The organism is Collinsella aerofaciens (assembly GCF_015548375.1).
In the GTDB taxonomy this organism is placed as follows: domain Bacteria; phylum Actinomycetota; class Coriobacteriia; order Coriobacteriales; family Coriobacteriaceae; genus Collinsella; species Collinsella aerofaciens_AB.
The window spans coordinates 128629-143108 of record NZ_JADMWW010000003.1 but is presented as its reverse complement, the minus strand read 5'-3'; the positions used below and the strand labels follow the sequence as shown (position 1 = coordinate 143108).

The 14480-nt window shown below is 59.1% G+C and carries 15 protein-coding genes and 2 tRNA genes; 7 read left to right on the top strand and 10 right to left on the bottom strand.

Annotation, left to right across the window (positions count from 1 at the left end):
• Positions 1–412 precede the first annotated feature (412 nt).
• The 9 genes from I1969_RS02775 to purB all read right to left on the bottom strand — a co-directional run bounded on the left by I1969_RS02775 (position 413) and on the right by purB (position 8859).
• Positions 413–485: transfer RNA gene (locus I1969_RS02775), tRNA-Lys, on the bottom strand.
• 28 nt (positions 486–513) lie between these two features.
• On the bottom strand, positions 514–1794 hold the full coding sequence (locus I1969_RS02770) for an aminopeptidase (RefSeq protein WP_195232650.1): 1281 nt from the start codon (positions 1792–1794) through the stop codon (positions 514–516).
• 89 nt (positions 1795–1883) lie between these two features.
• Positions 1884–2459, bottom strand: a complete 576-nt coding sequence (locus tag I1969_RS02765) for an ABC-2 transporter permease (protein ID WP_022093792.1) — start codon at positions 2457–2459, stop codon at positions 1884–1886.
• Entirely contained in the window at positions 2460–3338 is an 879-nt protein-coding gene (locus I1969_RS02760; RefSeq protein WP_035136481.1) for a phosphoribosylaminoimidazolesuccinocarboxamide synthase, read from the bottom strand.
• Between the two features lie 118 nt (positions 3339–3456).
• Entirely contained in the window at positions 3457–5022 is a 1566-nt protein-coding gene (locus I1969_RS02755; RefSeq protein ID WP_195232648.1) for a sensor histidine kinase, read from the bottom strand.
• Positions 5023–5033: 11 nt separating this feature from the next.
• Positions 5034–5756 (bottom strand): response regulator transcription factor, encoded by a 723-nt coding sequence (locus I1969_RS02750; protein WP_006236208.1) that lies wholly within the window; start codon positions 5754–5756, stop codon positions 5034–5036.
• Positions 5757–5909: 153 nt separating this feature from the next.
• Positions 5910–7121 (bottom strand): twin-arginine translocation signal domain-containing protein, encoded by a 1212-nt coding sequence (locus I1969_RS02745; protein ID WP_022093795.1) that lies wholly within the window; start codon positions 7119–7121, stop codon positions 5910–5912.
• Positions 7121–7384, bottom strand: a complete 264-nt coding sequence (locus tag I1969_RS02740; RefSeq protein ID WP_022093796.1) for a TIGR03905 family TSCPD domain-containing protein — start codon at positions 7382–7384, stop codon at positions 7121–7123. The genes I1969_RS02745 and I1969_RS02740 overlap by 1 nt, the downstream gene beginning before the upstream one ends.
• A 128-nt stretch (positions 7385–7512) precedes the next feature.
• Positions 7513–8859, bottom strand: a complete 1347-nt coding sequence (gene purB, locus I1969_RS02735; protein ID WP_022093797.1) for an adenylosuccinate lyase — start codon at positions 8857–8859, stop codon at positions 7513–7515.
• 486 nt (positions 8860–9345) lie between these two features.
• On the opposite strand from purB, the gene I1969_RS02730 reads away from it, so the two are divergent.
• The 7 genes from I1969_RS02730 (at position 9346) to I1969_RS02700 (ending at position 13748) form a co-directional block, all read left to right on the top strand.
• Positions 9346–10548, top strand: coding sequence for a tyrosine-type recombinase/integrase (locus I1969_RS02730; RefSeq protein WP_195232646.1), 1203 nt, complete (start codon positions 9346–9348; stop codon positions 10546–10548).
• Positions 10548–11099 (top strand): hypothetical protein, encoded by a 552-nt coding sequence (locus I1969_RS02725; RefSeq protein ID WP_195232644.1) that lies wholly within the window; start codon positions 10548–10550, stop codon positions 11097–11099. The genes I1969_RS02730 and I1969_RS02725 overlap by 1 nt, the downstream gene beginning before the upstream one ends.
• 219 nt (positions 11100–11318) lie before the next feature.
• Positions 11319–11543, top strand: a complete 225-nt coding sequence (locus tag I1969_RS02720; protein WP_117840649.1) for a helix-turn-helix domain-containing protein — start codon at positions 11319–11321, stop codon at positions 11541–11543.
• Between the two features lie 224 nt (positions 11544–11767).
• A complete protein-coding gene (locus I1969_RS02715; RefSeq protein WP_195232642.1) occupies positions 11768–11971 on the top strand; it encodes a helix-turn-helix domain-containing protein in 204 nt (67 codons plus the stop codon).
• Positions 11964–12749: a hypothetical protein gene (locus I1969_RS02710; RefSeq protein WP_195232640.1), complete on the top strand. Its 786-nt coding sequence runs from the start codon at positions 11964–11966 to the stop codon at positions 12747–12749. The genes I1969_RS02715 and I1969_RS02710 overlap by 8 nt, the downstream gene beginning before the upstream one ends.
• A 228-nt stretch (positions 12750–12977) precedes the next feature.
• Positions 12978–13169, top strand: coding sequence for a hypothetical protein (locus I1969_RS02705; RefSeq protein ID WP_195232638.1), 192 nt, complete (start codon positions 12978–12980; stop codon positions 13167–13169).
• A 216-nt stretch (positions 13170–13385) separates the two neighbouring features.
• The gene (locus I1969_RS02700) at positions 13386–13748 is read left to right on the top strand and encodes a hypothetical protein (RefSeq protein ID WP_195232636.1); all 363 of its coding nucleotides are present in this window, start codon (positions 13386–13388) and stop codon (positions 13746–13748) included.
• Between the two features lie 433 nt (positions 13749–14181).
• On the opposite strand, the gene I1969_RS02695 is transcribed toward I1969_RS02700, so the two are convergent.
• Positions 14182–14256 (bottom strand) — tRNA-Gly (locus tag I1969_RS02695).
• Positions 14257–14480 lie beyond the last annotated feature (224 nt).

Genomic DNA, 14480 nt, shown 5'->3' with positions numbered 1-14480 from the left:
GTCCATCCTCGCAGTATCCGGTTCTCAAGGTGCACGCTTTGCGGCTCATCCGGTCCGACCGGGCCGCGCGGCAAGGAGATATATTGCCAGACCGGAGGGGCCCCGGGGGCGGGAATCGCGCACTCCATATTTTGTTCACAAATGAATAGATCCCTCAGTCGCGTCACTGAGGTTAAAACTGAAGCATTGGCTTCTGATATTGGCGATGACCAGCTGTTTTATGAGTATTGAGACATCGGTCATCTCTGGAGCGCTACTTTACTCCAAAGGCATCAGCTATTTGTTTCCCATCGGTAAAAGGCGGGTTTTGTTCGCCAAGCGTTCTTATATATAGATAGATACGGGTTCGAACCCGTGCACCGGCAACAAAAAAGACGGCCAACCGAAGTTGACCGTCTCAACAATCTTTGGGTGGGCCGTCAGGGGTTCGAACCCTGGACCTTGGGATTAAAAGTCCCCTGCTCTGCCAGCTGAGCTAACGGCCCGCGGGTGGCATTGTACCACGGTCTGGGACTATTCCCAACTCCATTGGCCGTTCTGGAAAATCACAACTTCACGTCCATCAGGCGTAATGCCCGTAATATCGATGTCGTCCGTGCCGATCATAAAATCGACGTGCGTGCTCGAGACGTTAACGCCATGCTCCAGGAGCTCCTCCTTGGACATGTCATACCCACCCTCGATGCATTCGGGGAAACCGACACCTAGCGCGAGATGGCAGCTAGCGTTCTCGTCATAGAGCGTATCGTAGAACAGAACACCACTTTCGCGGATCGGCGTGTTCTTGGAAATGAGCGCGACCTCTCCCAGGTGAGCAGCGCCCTCGTCAGTATCGATGATACTTGCGAGCGTTGCCTTGCCCACGCGGGCGTCGTAGTCCACCACGCGGCCGCCCTCGAACTTAATCCAAAAATCTTCGACCTTATTGCCGTGATGGATGAGCGGCATGGCCGAGTACACGATACCGTCGGCGCGCATGCGATCGGGCGAAGTGAAGACTTCCTCGGTGGGAATGTTGGGGAAGAAGGGGTGCCCATCGGGCGTCTTGCCCTTGCCGCCGGCCCACTCGTGACCTTTCGTCATGCCAATCGTCAGATCGGTTCCATTTGCCGCGTTGTAATGCAGGTAGTCGAAACGATTGTCGTTCAGGAAACGCAGGTTCTTTTCGAATGCGGCGTCATGGAGTTCCCAGTCGCTCTCTGGGTCCTGGCCATCGGCGCGCGCGGTGTGCAGAATCGCATTCCACAGCTTATAGATTGCAACCTCATCGGCGTCTCCCGGGAACACCTCGCGCGCCCAAGCCACGACCGGAGCGCCGGCGATGCACCACGGATTGATGTTGTAATCCAGTCCACGGCGGAAAACTTTGCACTGCGTGTTCTTTGCCTTAGAAGCTGCAGCGGGCTTAGCGGGATCGATGCCCTTAAGGGCGGCGGGGTCCGCACCCTCGATAAAGATAAAGCAGGCACCGTCCTGGGCCAGGGAATCCAGCTGCAGGCGCTTCCACTCGGGCGTCTGCTCAAAATAGCTTTTCTCGACATGCTCGTACGTGAGCCTCGTCACGGCATCATCGGCCCAGATGACCGTCACGTGGCCGGCGCCGGCAGCATAGGCCTCCGCGACCACCACGCGCGCAAACGGCGCGCACTCAACCGGAGACTGAACGACGACTTCCTGGCCGGGCTTAACGTTTACGCCCTTGCGGACAACCAGGCGCGCATAGTTTTTAATCTTGGGCTCCAGGGACTTCATACCCTCCAGGGCCTCTTCGACCGTCAGGGCAGCTCGAATCATGTGCCACTCCATCTATCTATAGAACAGTAAAAAGGCGCGCCGCAAAAACGACGCGCCTTATATCTTAGCGATAAGTATGTATGCAAACGCTACTTCTTCTTGGAGTCCTTCTTGTCCTCCTCGGCAGCCGCGCGCTCAATAAGAGCGTTGAGCTTGTTCTCGGACATGCCCTCGGCCTGCGCGCGGTACATGTTGCGCAAGGGACGAATACGAGCGAAGTCATAGATAAAGTCGCCCAAAATGATGACGTAGGACAAAACAATGCCGACCATCTGGACAGGGCTGGACACCATGCCAGCGGGAGCGAAGTACAGCGAGGCCCAAATTGCCACGACGAGCACCATGCCAATGGCGAGCACAATCCACCAGATGCGACGGCGCTTGGTGTAGTCCTCGTCCTGCTTGAGGAGGATATTCGACACCGTATAGATGCGGTCCTCCTTGGCGCGCTGCTTAGCCTTGCGGGCGCGCTTCTCCTCTTTAGAGAGGCCCTCGAGGTTCTCGCCCTTCTCGAGCTCTTTGCGGCGTGCCTTAGACGAAGCCGGCACGACGCGAACGGAGCTCGCTGCTTGGCGGGCGGGCTTAGCAGATGCGGCAGACTTGCGCGCAACCCCGGTAACTTCGTGGGATTGCGTGCGCTTGTTCGTGGCGCTACGGGTACTCACTTATGCGTTCTCCTTCATGCTTGTGAACTGGGAGCCCGTGATGATCTGGAAGGCCTCGCGATAGCGCTCGGACGTGCCATCGATGACCTCGGCGGGCAGGTGCGGGGTCTCCCCCGTCATATCCCAGTTGGCCTTGAGCCAATTGCGGACGAATTGCTTGTCGTAGCTAGGCTGGATCTTGCCCTCCTCGTAGCTGGCAGCAGGCCAGAAACGGCTGGAGTCGGGCGTGAGACACTCGTCGATCAGCGTGACCTTGCCATCAATAACACCAAACTCGAACTTGGTGTCGGCAATGATGATGCCACGGGTCGCGGCGTACTCGGCGGCAGCCTTGTAGATCTTGAGGGAAAGGTCACGAATCTGCGTGGCGATGTCCTCGCCCACGATCTCGCAGCAACGCTCGAACGAGATGTTCTCGTCGTGGTCACCGATCTCGGCCTTCGTGGACGGCGTGAACAGCGGCTCAGGAAGCTTGGAAGCCTCGGTCAGGCCCTCAGGCAGCTGGATGCCGCAGACGGTGCCGTTCTCGTCGTAGGTCTTCTTGCCCGAACCGGTCAGATAGCCGCGGACGATGCACTCGATAGGAATCGTTTGGGCCTTCTTAACCAGCATGGCGCGGCCAGCGAGGTAGTCACGATACTCAGCAAACTCCTCGGGGAAATCCGCCGGGTCGATGGAAACGAGATGGTTGGGGACGATGTCGGCAAACTTATCGAACCAGAATGCCGAGATGCGATTGAGTACCTCTCCCTTAAACGGAATCTCGTCGGGAAGAATGAAGTCGAACGCAGAAATGCGGTCGGTGGCGACCATCAGCAGGTTTTCACCGGCATCGTAAATATCACGAACCTTGCCACGGGAATCCGGACGACGCTCCATCGTTGTCACGTGAGTCACTCCTTACCTAAATACGACAGAAATGCGGGTTCTTTCCCGCATGTTTTCGCAAACTCGGAGCGGCAGGGACGCGGCCCCTCCTTCACCGAATAGCGAAAAGCTAGTGCTCCATTGTAGTAGATGCCGCGTCTGCCGTGTGCTCGCGGGGCAGATGAATTGTAAAAGTCGTACCCTTTCCAAGCTCCGACTCCACGGATATGTAGCCATGGTGACGCTCGACGATCTGCTTGGTCACGGCGAGGCCAACGCCCAGGCCGCCAGCTTCGCGGGCGCGGCTGGCATCGGCGCGCCAAAACCGCCCGAAGATGCGCGACAAATCGTCCTTGGCAATACCGATGCCGGTATCAGAAACGGCAATGCTGACGTGCTTGCGGTCACTGAGCACCGACACCACGACCCAACCGCCCTCGGGGGTGTAGCGCATGGCGTTGCTCATGAAGTTGATAACACATTGCGTGATCATGTCGGGATCGGCCTCGACGACATCGTCGTGACCCTGGGTCTCGTCCGCAAAACGCAGGCGCAGATCGCGGTCGACAAACAGGCGCTCCTGGGCATTAACGATGGAACGCACGAAAGGAACCATGTCCACCGGCTCAAGGTTGAGCGGAGCCGTGCTGTTTTCCATGCGCGACAGGTCGAGCATCTGCTGCACCAGACGAGCCAGGCGACGCGTCTCGGAAGCAACGGTTTCCAAATGCTCATCGTCGGTGGGATACACGCCATCCTGCATGGCCTCGACCGTTGCGAGCATGGCCATAAGCGGCGTGCGAAGCTCGTGTGCAACGTCTGAGGTCAGGCGCTTCTCGTGTTTCATATCCTTCTCGAGCGAAGTGGCCATCTCATCGAAGGTCTCACCCAGCTGATCGATCTCGTCATCACCGCGCAGTCCCGTGCGAGCCGACAGGTCGCCGTCACGGATTTGCTTTGCGGTACTGGTGATGCGATGAATCGGCTTGGTGAGCATGCGCGACACGAGCGATCCGATAACGACCGAAATGCAGATTGCAACAACCGCGGCGAGGGCCATGGCGTTAAAGGTCTTCTCCCTAAACGCAGAGTCCGCCTTGGTGAGCAGAGCGTCGGAGCCGATGGCCCACAGCTTTACCTGTCCGACATGCTCGCCGGAAGACGTTACAATCTCGACGTTAGCAACGCTATCGGAGTCGGTTGGAGCAGACGAGACCGGGCTATGCGATGCCCTCTTGCCGCTCGTGTCGTCGGTCGTAGCCTGGTTTTCGCGTACATCGGCGGTGGCGCTTGCCGAGGGCCAGGAATCGTCATAAACGATCACGCCCTTTTTATTGACGACCTGCATACCCAGATCGTCGGAAACCAAACTCGACGTTGCGACCGTGCGCAGTTCTCCCGCGGTCCAAGAGCCGTTTTCCTCATATGAGGTTGCCAACTTCTCGGCAGCGGAATTTGCGATTTCGACGATATTGGAGCGTGTGTAATCCGAAAAGACCGTGCCCCACACAACAGAGACAACGCCCACCAGCACCAATACCGTCATGAGCGATGTCAGAGCAAAAGCAAGTGCCATGCGCGAGGGATAGCTCATCGTTGGCCGTGAATCGGAGCGAGGCGTATTCCAACTAGCCTTGGAACCCGCCTCGCTCTCCTGCTTGTGCTTTTGTCCGATTTCAAAGCGCGCAGGTGTCATATGTGATTTCCCTATTTCTCGTCCGACTTATCGGTCTTGGCCGGAGCCTCGAAGCGATAGCCGACACCATGGACGGTGTAGAGCCACTTGGGCTTCTTGGGATCATCGCCCAGCTTGGCGCGAAGATTCTTCACGTGGCTATCGATGGTGCGCTCATAGCCCTCAAAGTCATACCCGAGCACTTTCTCGACCAGCTCCATGCGGTTATACACACGGCCGGGATGGCGGGCAAGCGTGGTGAGCAGCTTGAACTCGGAAGCCGTCAGATCGACTTCCTTGCCCTCGACCAAGATCTTGTGGCCCGAGATATCGATGACCAGATCGCCGAAGTCGAGCACCTCGACGGCGGGCTCGTCGGCCTGATGGGCACGGCGGAACAGAGCACGAACGCGGGCGACGAGCTCGCGCGGCGAGAACGGCTTAATCAGATAGTCATCGGCGCCGAGCTCAAGACCGATAATACGGTCCTCGATCTCGCCCTTAGCCGTCAGCATGATGATGGGGACATCCGAGGTATCGCGAATGGTGCGGCAAACGCGCTCGCCGGGAATCTTGGGGAGCATAAGGTCGAGCACGACCAGGTCGAACTGATGCTTCTCGAACTCCTCGATCGCGGACTGACCGTCGCCGACGCCCACAACCCAGTAGCCTTCGCGCTCGAGATAGGCAGCGACGGCGTCACGGATTGCCTTCTCATCCTCGACCAGCAGAATCTTTTTTGCATCTGAAGCCATAACACGGCCCCCCTGTCTCAATTAGCTAAGAACAAGCCCATTTTAACGCACCTGAGCCCGCCGGATGCCGCTATGACGCGGCAGCTCGGCGGGCGGTACTCACAATTACAACGCGTTTATTCCCCTGTTGGCGCCTTTTTAACCCCTCTAAGCTTAAAGAGAGAATAGGCGTGCAGTGACCGTCTCTGGTATACCCTGGCTGTTGCGCACCGTGGCGTACGTAAGGAATGAGTCCGATTTTCCCGCCGTAGCTGGATAATCGCCATACTCCAAAGCGCGGTCGGGCGACAGCAGCGAGCCATAGGTCTTGGCAGAGGTGTCGATCAGGAAATGCGACGCCTGTACCTTAACAAGGTATTTATTCTTCTTGCCAGCCGCACATGCGAGCGGCTCGCGTGACAGAAAGAGGTACGGCCCTCCCTCATTACCGATATACGTGCCCATATTGCCCAGGCTGCCCACGCCGCTATAGGCCGCCTCGATAGAAAACACGAAGGTATCGCCCATATACACGGCCTCGAAAGGCGAGACTGACGAGGGAAGGACTAGCTGGGCACGCTTGGTGTTGTTGCCGTCGGTCAGATCGATTGCCGTTATGCCGTAGTAGACGCCCTCGTCGTTGCGGACACGCGGCGAGATGGTCAAAATGCCGTCGCTCGCGCGCGGGGCCGATGCAAAGCGGCCCGTCGATTTCCAAATTGTCTCGGCCTTGGATTCATCAAGTGAGCGACGATAGCAAAACGAATCACTACTCGTTTTATTGCCGCCTGTCGAAGGCATTTTATACCAGATGACTGATGACCCGAACGCCGTAAACAGGGGCGGATCATAGTCCTTGCCACCTCGATCGAGCTCAACCACATCGCCAGAGAGCGAAGCGCCCGACAGATTTTGAGCGTAGAGCTTCCACGATGAATTGGCAAAGTTCATCTCAACCCACGCGAATACGCCGTCGCCGGCGCGGACATCGTAGAATGCATATCCCGTGCCCTCGACAGGATCCTCGATTAATGTGGTAAGCGAGCCATCGCCCAGGTTGAGCACACCGAGCGTGTTGGCGTGCAATGCCGATGCGGGCGCCATCATCGCCGCGGCGTAATCGCCGTCGCAGTAGTACAGCAGCGTACCCAGAGGCAGCGTCCACGACGCCGCCGGCTCAAGATCGATGTCGACAGCCTCATACTCATCCGTAATCGAGATAATTTTGGAATCGTCCTTGATAACCTGCGGCTCGCCGGCGGCATCATCGCTGGTACCCGTTTTTTTCGAGCATCCGGCAAGCACCGTGGCAGCGCCCGCGGCAGCCCCACCGAGTACAAAGCCGCGACGCGATATTCCGTTCTTGATGTGATCGGCGATACCCATTAGGCGATCTCGGCGCGAGCGGCCTCGATGGCGCGCGTAAGCTGGTCGGCGCAGGAGGTCTTTTTCATACCGCAGGTATTACCGGCGAGAACCTCGATTACGCGATCGGCAGGAGCGCCCTCGACCAGCTTGGAGATTGCCTTGAGATTGCCGTCGCAGCCACCGGTAAACTCAACGCCTATCACCTTGTTGCCGTCATCGGAAAGGTCAAGGTGAATATTGCGAGCACACACGCCCTGAGGCTTGTAATCAAACGAAATCATGCGATCCCCTCTCAGAATGTTATTCGAGACGACTATTATCCCCGTCTTTCCCTAAATGCAACGAGGCGCTTTGCCGGCAACACACATTACCAGCAAAGCGCCCTAAAAAGCTAACGTTATGCCCGAACCTACTCGAAGCTCAGCTGCTCCAGACGATCAAAGACCGTGTCGATACGGGTGAGGAAGTCCCATGGATCAAAGATCTCGTCGAGCTTCTCCTGGCTGACGGTGCAGCGCGGGTCGGCCTCGAGACGCTCCTTAAAGGTGGGGCCGGAGACACAATCCTGTACCTCGTGCCAGGTTGCCATGGCGTTCTCCTGCACAATGGCGTACGCGTCCTCGCGGGTGATGCCCGTATCGACGAGGGCGAGCAGCACCTTGGAGGAGAAGATGAGGCCGCGGGTCTTATTGAGGTTGGCCATCATGCGAGCGGGATACAGCTGCAGGCCGTCGATAACGCGGATGAGGCACTGGAACATGTGGTCGAGCGCGATGAAGCTATCGGCCTGGGCGACGCGCTCGGCAGAGGAGTGCGAAATGTCACGCTCGTGCCACAGGGCGACGTTGTCGAAGGCAACCTGCGCGTTGGCCTTCACGACGCGCGACAGGCCGCAGACCTTCTCCATGGTGATGGGGTTGCGCTTGTGCGGCATGGCGGAGCTGCCCTTTTGACCCTTACGGAACGGCTCCTCGGCCTCGAGTGTATCGGTCTTCTGCAGATTGCGAACCTCGGTAGCGATGCGCTCACAAGTGGCCGCGGTGGTGGCAAGAACGCCGGCGAGGTAGGCGTGATGATCGCGGCTAATAACCTGCGTGGACAGCGGGTCGTGAACCAGGCCCAGGTGCTCGCAGACATATTCCTCGACAAACGGCTCGATGGAGCTGTACGTGCCGACAGCGCCCGAGATGGCACCAAAGGCAACGTTCTTGCGGGCATCCTCAAGACGGTCCAGATCGCGCTTGAGCTCCCAAGCCCAAGAGCCAAACTTCATGCCAAAGGTCATCGGCTCGGCATGGATGCCATGAGTACGTCCGGCGCAGAGCGTGTTGCGCTCCTCGAAGGCACGGCGCTTGCAAATCTCGCCGAGTTTCTTGACGTCCTCGATGATCAGGTCGCAGGCCTGGGTGAGCTGGTAGCACAGGGCCGTGTCGCCCAGATCGGAGCTGGTCATGCCATAGTGAACCCAGCGGCTGGGCTTGGGGTCGCCCTCGGGAACATCGGCATCGATGTACTCCTTCATGTTGGTCAGGAAGGCAATGACGTCGTGGCGCGTGACTTCCTCGATCTCATCGACCTTCGCCTTCTCAAAGTTGGCATGGTCGCGGATCCACTGGGCCTCGTCTTTGGAAATACCGATCTTGCCGAGCTCCGCCTGGGCCTCGCAGGCCAAGACCTCGATTTCCTGCCAAATGGCGTACTTGTTCTCGAGGGAGAAAATGTGTCCCATCTCCGGGCGGGTATAGCGATCGATCATAGCGGCTCCTTTTTGGTTATTGGCACGTTGGTCGTAACCCAACCATTGTACCGTGCGCAGGTGCAAGTATGGGCAGCAGGCATTAACCTAACATTTTGCCGCAAGAGCGGCCATGGGGACATCCGCGTATTTGCTTCGCAAATCTGCACCGGCTTCAGGCGCCTGTCGGCGCCTTCGCCTGCTCGCTACAAGCGCTTCGCGTTTGCTTAACGCTCGCACCCTGTCGGGTTCGAGTCCCGGCACTTTATTGAAAAAAGCACGGCACCGTGATGGTGCCGTGCTTGTGCTCTTAACTGGAGCGGGCAACGGGACTCGAACCCGCGAGTGTCAGCTTGGGAATCTTGCACACAAGTGTTCAAAGAGATAAAAGGCGTTGCTAACGTTGCAGGTAAAACGCACGTTATGTGCCATAATGTGCAACGTAGACCAAAGAGATACACGCTATTTGGTCTACATTTGGTCTACGTTTTGGTCTACGGAGCACGCATGGAGTACACGCACTACATAGCCGCGAACCTCGAAAGCAGGGGCGGGAAATACCGCGCGGCGCTGAAATACATCGACGAGGACGGCGCGAGGAGGAAAACGACCAAGGCCCTCAAGGCCACCGGGAAACGCGCGGCCCAGAAAGAGCTTGAGGAGTGGCGCGCGGCCATGGAGGCCGAGTGGAACCAGAGGCAGCGCGAGGGCGCGGCGTTGGCGGTTCTGGGGTTCGACCCGGAAACGGTACTCACCGTGGCCGCCTACGTTCGCCGCTATATCGACGGCAAGCGCCCGAGCATCGAACCGTCAACGTTCAACGAGTACGGGCGTCTGCTCGACAACATCATTTCCCCGCTGCTCGGGGAGGTGGCGCTTTCCGATCTCAACCCGGACATGGTGAGGGCGTGGGTTGCCAAGATGGGCGAGACGTACGCCCCCGGCACGATGAAAAAGGCGCTCACGCTGCTACGGTCTGCGTGCAATCAGGCCGTCGATACCGATTTGTTGGGCAAAGACCCGACCCGAGGCGTAAAGCCGCCCAAGGCCGGACGTCCGCGCCCCAACTCGCTTACCGCCGAGGGCGTGCGAACCGTGCGCGAGGTACTCAGGGTGGCGGGCATGACCCCGGCTATGCTCGGGGTGAAAATCGCCCTATACACGGGCATGAGGGAGGGCGAGATATGCGGCCTCCGGTGGGCGAACGTCGATACTGATAGCGGCGTGCTCAAGGTGGAGGACAGCATAGGCCGCGACGGGACGAGGTTCTACGCCAAAGACCCCAAGAACGACGGCAGCGCCCGCGCGGTGTATTTCGGCTCAGAGCTTGCCGCCGATCTCGTGGCCCGGCGCGAGGAGATGGAGTCCGCTTGCCTCGCTGCGGGCGTGCCCTTCACCGGGGCGCTCTACGTGCTCGGGGACATCCGCGGCGGTTTCATGCGCCCCAACACGATTTGGCAGAGGTGGCGCAACCTTGCCGAGGCACTGGAGCTGAAAGGGACGAGAGGAACCCGCCCGACGTTCCACGACCTGCGGCACACGTTCGCAACCATGGCCGTAGCCGCCCACGTGGACATTAAGGCAATCTCGGCGTCTATGGGGCACTCGAACGCCGCCATGACGCTCAACATCTACGCCGACGCGACAGCCGAGGGCAAGCAACGCGCGGCCCAGACCATGCAAGCCGTTTTGTCGAGCGGTGAGGCGTGATGGACGCCGAATATATCGAGCATCAGGATAAGCACGGTAAAACGAGGGCAATTTCCCTAAACGTCGAGGCCGTCGAAAGGCTCAATGAGGGGGCGTGGCGCTTCGGCGTCCCTCCGTTCTCAACGTTCCTCGACGGCGGGCGCGGTATCGTGGAGCTACTCAAGAGATTCGACATTCCCCGGAAAGAGCTAGCCGCCGAGTTACAGGTATCACGGGCGTCGGTTACGAACTGGACAAGACGCGACGATCTCGAACCGCACAGAGCTCTGTGTGTGCTTAGGGCCGTTTCGGAGATACTGCGCAGGCGAGGGGCCGCTGACCCTGACGCAGATATTGCGCGCTACGTTGCGCCGAAAATGGCTCCACCTCCGTACATAGACGTTGCGAAAACGAAACGCAGGTTTGCGTCCGAGGCGCTTAACCGGTTGACTGACCCACAGGTCGATATTCTGTTAGAGGTTATGCGCGGGCTGATGTTTTGCAATGGCGAAACAGAGGAGGCAAACGAACTTGCCAGAGCCATCGCGGCGCTAGAGGCAACGCAGAAATGAAAATCTTTTCAATCCGCCCGACACGTTTTCTGGAGTCACTAAATCGCATTGACATAGTGCCAGCACGGATAGACCGATAATTTAACAGCACGTCGAGAAACAGGCGCTCTACTGAACAATCGCAGGTAGAGCGCCTATTTTATGTTTCGTTGCAGCATAGCTATAACCGTTATAGAGCGCTCAAGAAGATAGCAACCGAACAATTGGAGGGATATACCCATGTGCACTCAGGAACATCTCGACGAACTCAGGAAAGCCGCGAACGAGGGCCGCTATTCCGATATTCCCAACCCGCTCACGGCACCGGAGGCGGCAGCTATCGCCCGTCGCTCGCGCGTGACTATCGCCCGCGCCTGCCAAAGCGGACAGCTCAAAGCCTCGAACACGGGCACCCGCTGGAACGTCAACCGTGACAGCCTGCTCGCATACGCGGGCCTCATCTAGGGCGCGGCGCATGAGGCCGATTAGGACGGCGCTCGGGGCCGCGAGGCGCGCGGCGAACGCCGACGTTCCGGGAATGACCGGGCGGCAGATGGGCGAGGAGATAGACCGCCTCACGGCCCGTCTAGCCGCCAAGGGATACAGACAGCCCTACCGCGCTTGGGCGCGGGGCCGTATCGAGGCCATCGGGCGCGAGATAGCGAGACGAAAGCGAGGGGGCGGCGGCAGTGTGGAACGAGGATATTAGGCCCGTGCCCGTGAACATGGGGAGGCTCATAACGTCGGCTCAGGCGGGCGCGGTGCTCGATCTCAGCGAGAGGGACGTTCGCCGCCTCATCCGGCAAGGGGCGCTCGACGAGGTGCGCATAGGGTGGCGCGTCTACGTAACCCGCAAGTCGGCACTCGCACTCGTGGGGGTGGACGATGGATAGCGAAAAGCGGGCAGAGTACCGCCGAGAGGTCGAGCGGCGGGCGGCGGCGCTCAGGCGCATGAGGAAGGACCGGGGCATTGCGAGCGGCAAGCCTCCGTGCGCATACGACAAGATTCAACTGCGGGACTACCTCGCGTCGCTCAGGATAGAGGACGAGGGCGAGCGGTGCGCCTACCTTGCCGCGCTCATCGACTATTGGTTCACGGGCGTGTGCCCCGATCATCTGGACGGCGTGCCCCGCGCCTATTTCGACGCAAACGCCGACCGCCTCAGCGATGCCCGCGAGGACTCGTGGCGAAAGGCCAACATGCTGCGGGACATAGACCTCACCGGGTGGCTGGAGGGCGGGAACGGCAACGTTCCCCCAGCTGGAGAGGGGGTATCACACCCCGTGTCAGACCCCGTGTCAGACCCCGTGTCAGACCCCGTGTCAGACGGGGTGTGCGCACAGCATAGCTATAAACTACTACCTACTAGCTATGACCTATCCGCTACTAGCCATGGGCCTATAAGCCCAATGGCTAGTAGCGAGGAGGCTACCGACTATGAGCGAGGCCCCGGCGTTTTCGAGACGGGCGAGACGTTCTTTCATGCCCCGTGCCCCGTATGCCATGAGGCGGTGAAGGCATGGATAGACGGCAGCGGGCTAATCGTTTCGAGCTGCGGCAGGCACGGCATGAAAACCGTCGGCCTGCCACCATCAGGTCTGGAGGCCGTGATGGAGAACGGTCGAAGCTCATACGTGCTCAGGGAAAGCGGGGAGCATGGGGAAGGCTAGGGCGCTATCCATGCCGAATGGGTGCCCGATGCCCTCAGTCGTTCCCGGTGGAGCGCCGCGCACGCCCTCAAAGAGATCGAGGAGGCGGATGCCGAGGCAGCGGGAAAGCGCAAGCACCGCTAATCAGGAACCGCTTGATGTCCTGCGGAAATACCTGCTTGATGTCCTGCGGAAATACCTACCTGAATCAACTAAAATATTCGAAGAGATGCTTGAGGAGCTGATTTGATGGAAAGCCAGGTTAAGCAGGAGAAGCTAGCAAAAGCCCGTATCGAGAAGGCCAAACCCGTCTTTATTGAGATGTTCGGCTATGAGCCTATGTTCTACGGGCACGTTTGCGAATATGCCGACCTTCTGGAAGAGTCCATCTCGTCCGGTGAGCCTAAGCTTATGGAGCATGACCCTAGCATCTTCCTTTAGCCCATCAATCGGCTAATCGGTCTAACCGCTTGCCTAGTTCAGCCCCGCCACGGCGGGGCTTTTTTATGCCGGGGCGAACCCGCGAGGCGGGGCCGGGGGCGTGGCGTGTGCAGGGTTTCGGCGTTTCGCCGGGACATGCGGGGCGAGGCCGACGAGGGCGCGGCGTCGGCGCAACATGGGGAGCGCCGGGACGGAACGGAGAGACGAGGAGGAGACATGACGACTCGATTTATCGGGGGCATGATCGCCGAGGGCCTGCCTGAGATAGCGGGCGCGGTACCCGCTGCGGGGGGGGTTGTCGTGGAGGTGGACACGGCGCTAGAGCCGGAGCGTGGCGATTTGGTGGCGTGCTCGACCGCCGACGATTGCCCCTCAGCGCCCCAGATTGCCCGTATTCGGCGCGTTGACGCCGAGGCGGGGACGTTGGAGGTGCAGCCGTTGGACACGGCCCTAGAGGCCGCCACGGTGGCCCGGGACGCCAAGCCGGAGGACGGGCTTACCGTTGACGGCGTGATAGTTGCCGCCTACGTCCCCGTCTACGTGAGGGGCCGGGGCGGGGAACATTGGCTCAGGGCCTAGCGCCCGAGGTGGCGGCCCCGTCGCCGGGGCGGTATCGGGGCGCGGTCTCCGTAGACCAAAACCGCGCTCGTTCCAAGCCGATACCGCGCCGAGGGCGGGGCCGTTCAACCTGAAGTTTCTGAAGCCCCTAAAAAGGCGCTCAATTTGAACTATCTGAACAACTAAAAAGGGCCGTATCCCGGTATCAGGGGTACGGCCCCGCTGCTTTAACGTCAACTATGTCAACAACTAAAAAAGGGCGGGGAGGGGCACACGGGCCGATCAGCCCCAACTTGCCCAAGCCCTAAAAAGGGGCCGGAGGAGACGCGGTCGGCGTCGGGGCGAAAAACGGTTTCACCGGAGTTTGGTCTACATTTGGTCTATTTCCGTGGTCTACGGAGCCGGAAAAGAGAAACAGGTCAAGCGCTCTAAGCTCTTGACCTGCTGTTTTGCGTGGAGCGGGCAACGGGACTCGAACCCGCGAGTGTCAGCTTGGGAAGCTGATGCCTTACCACTTGGCGATGCCCGCTTGTGTGTTGGCTAGTATAACGCGGTTGTCTTGTTCGATACAAGGGTGTCGATGCTTGTTTTAGCTGTGGAGAATCGTTTGAAAACCGCGCCAATTGTGGAGATGAGGACCTTTGTCTTTCTTTTCTTACCATCTTCTACCTGCATTTTTATCTGATTGTTGTATTTGAGCTCGATTTGTCAGAAATCGGGCAAGCTTTTGGTCAGCTTCTGGTACTTACCCGC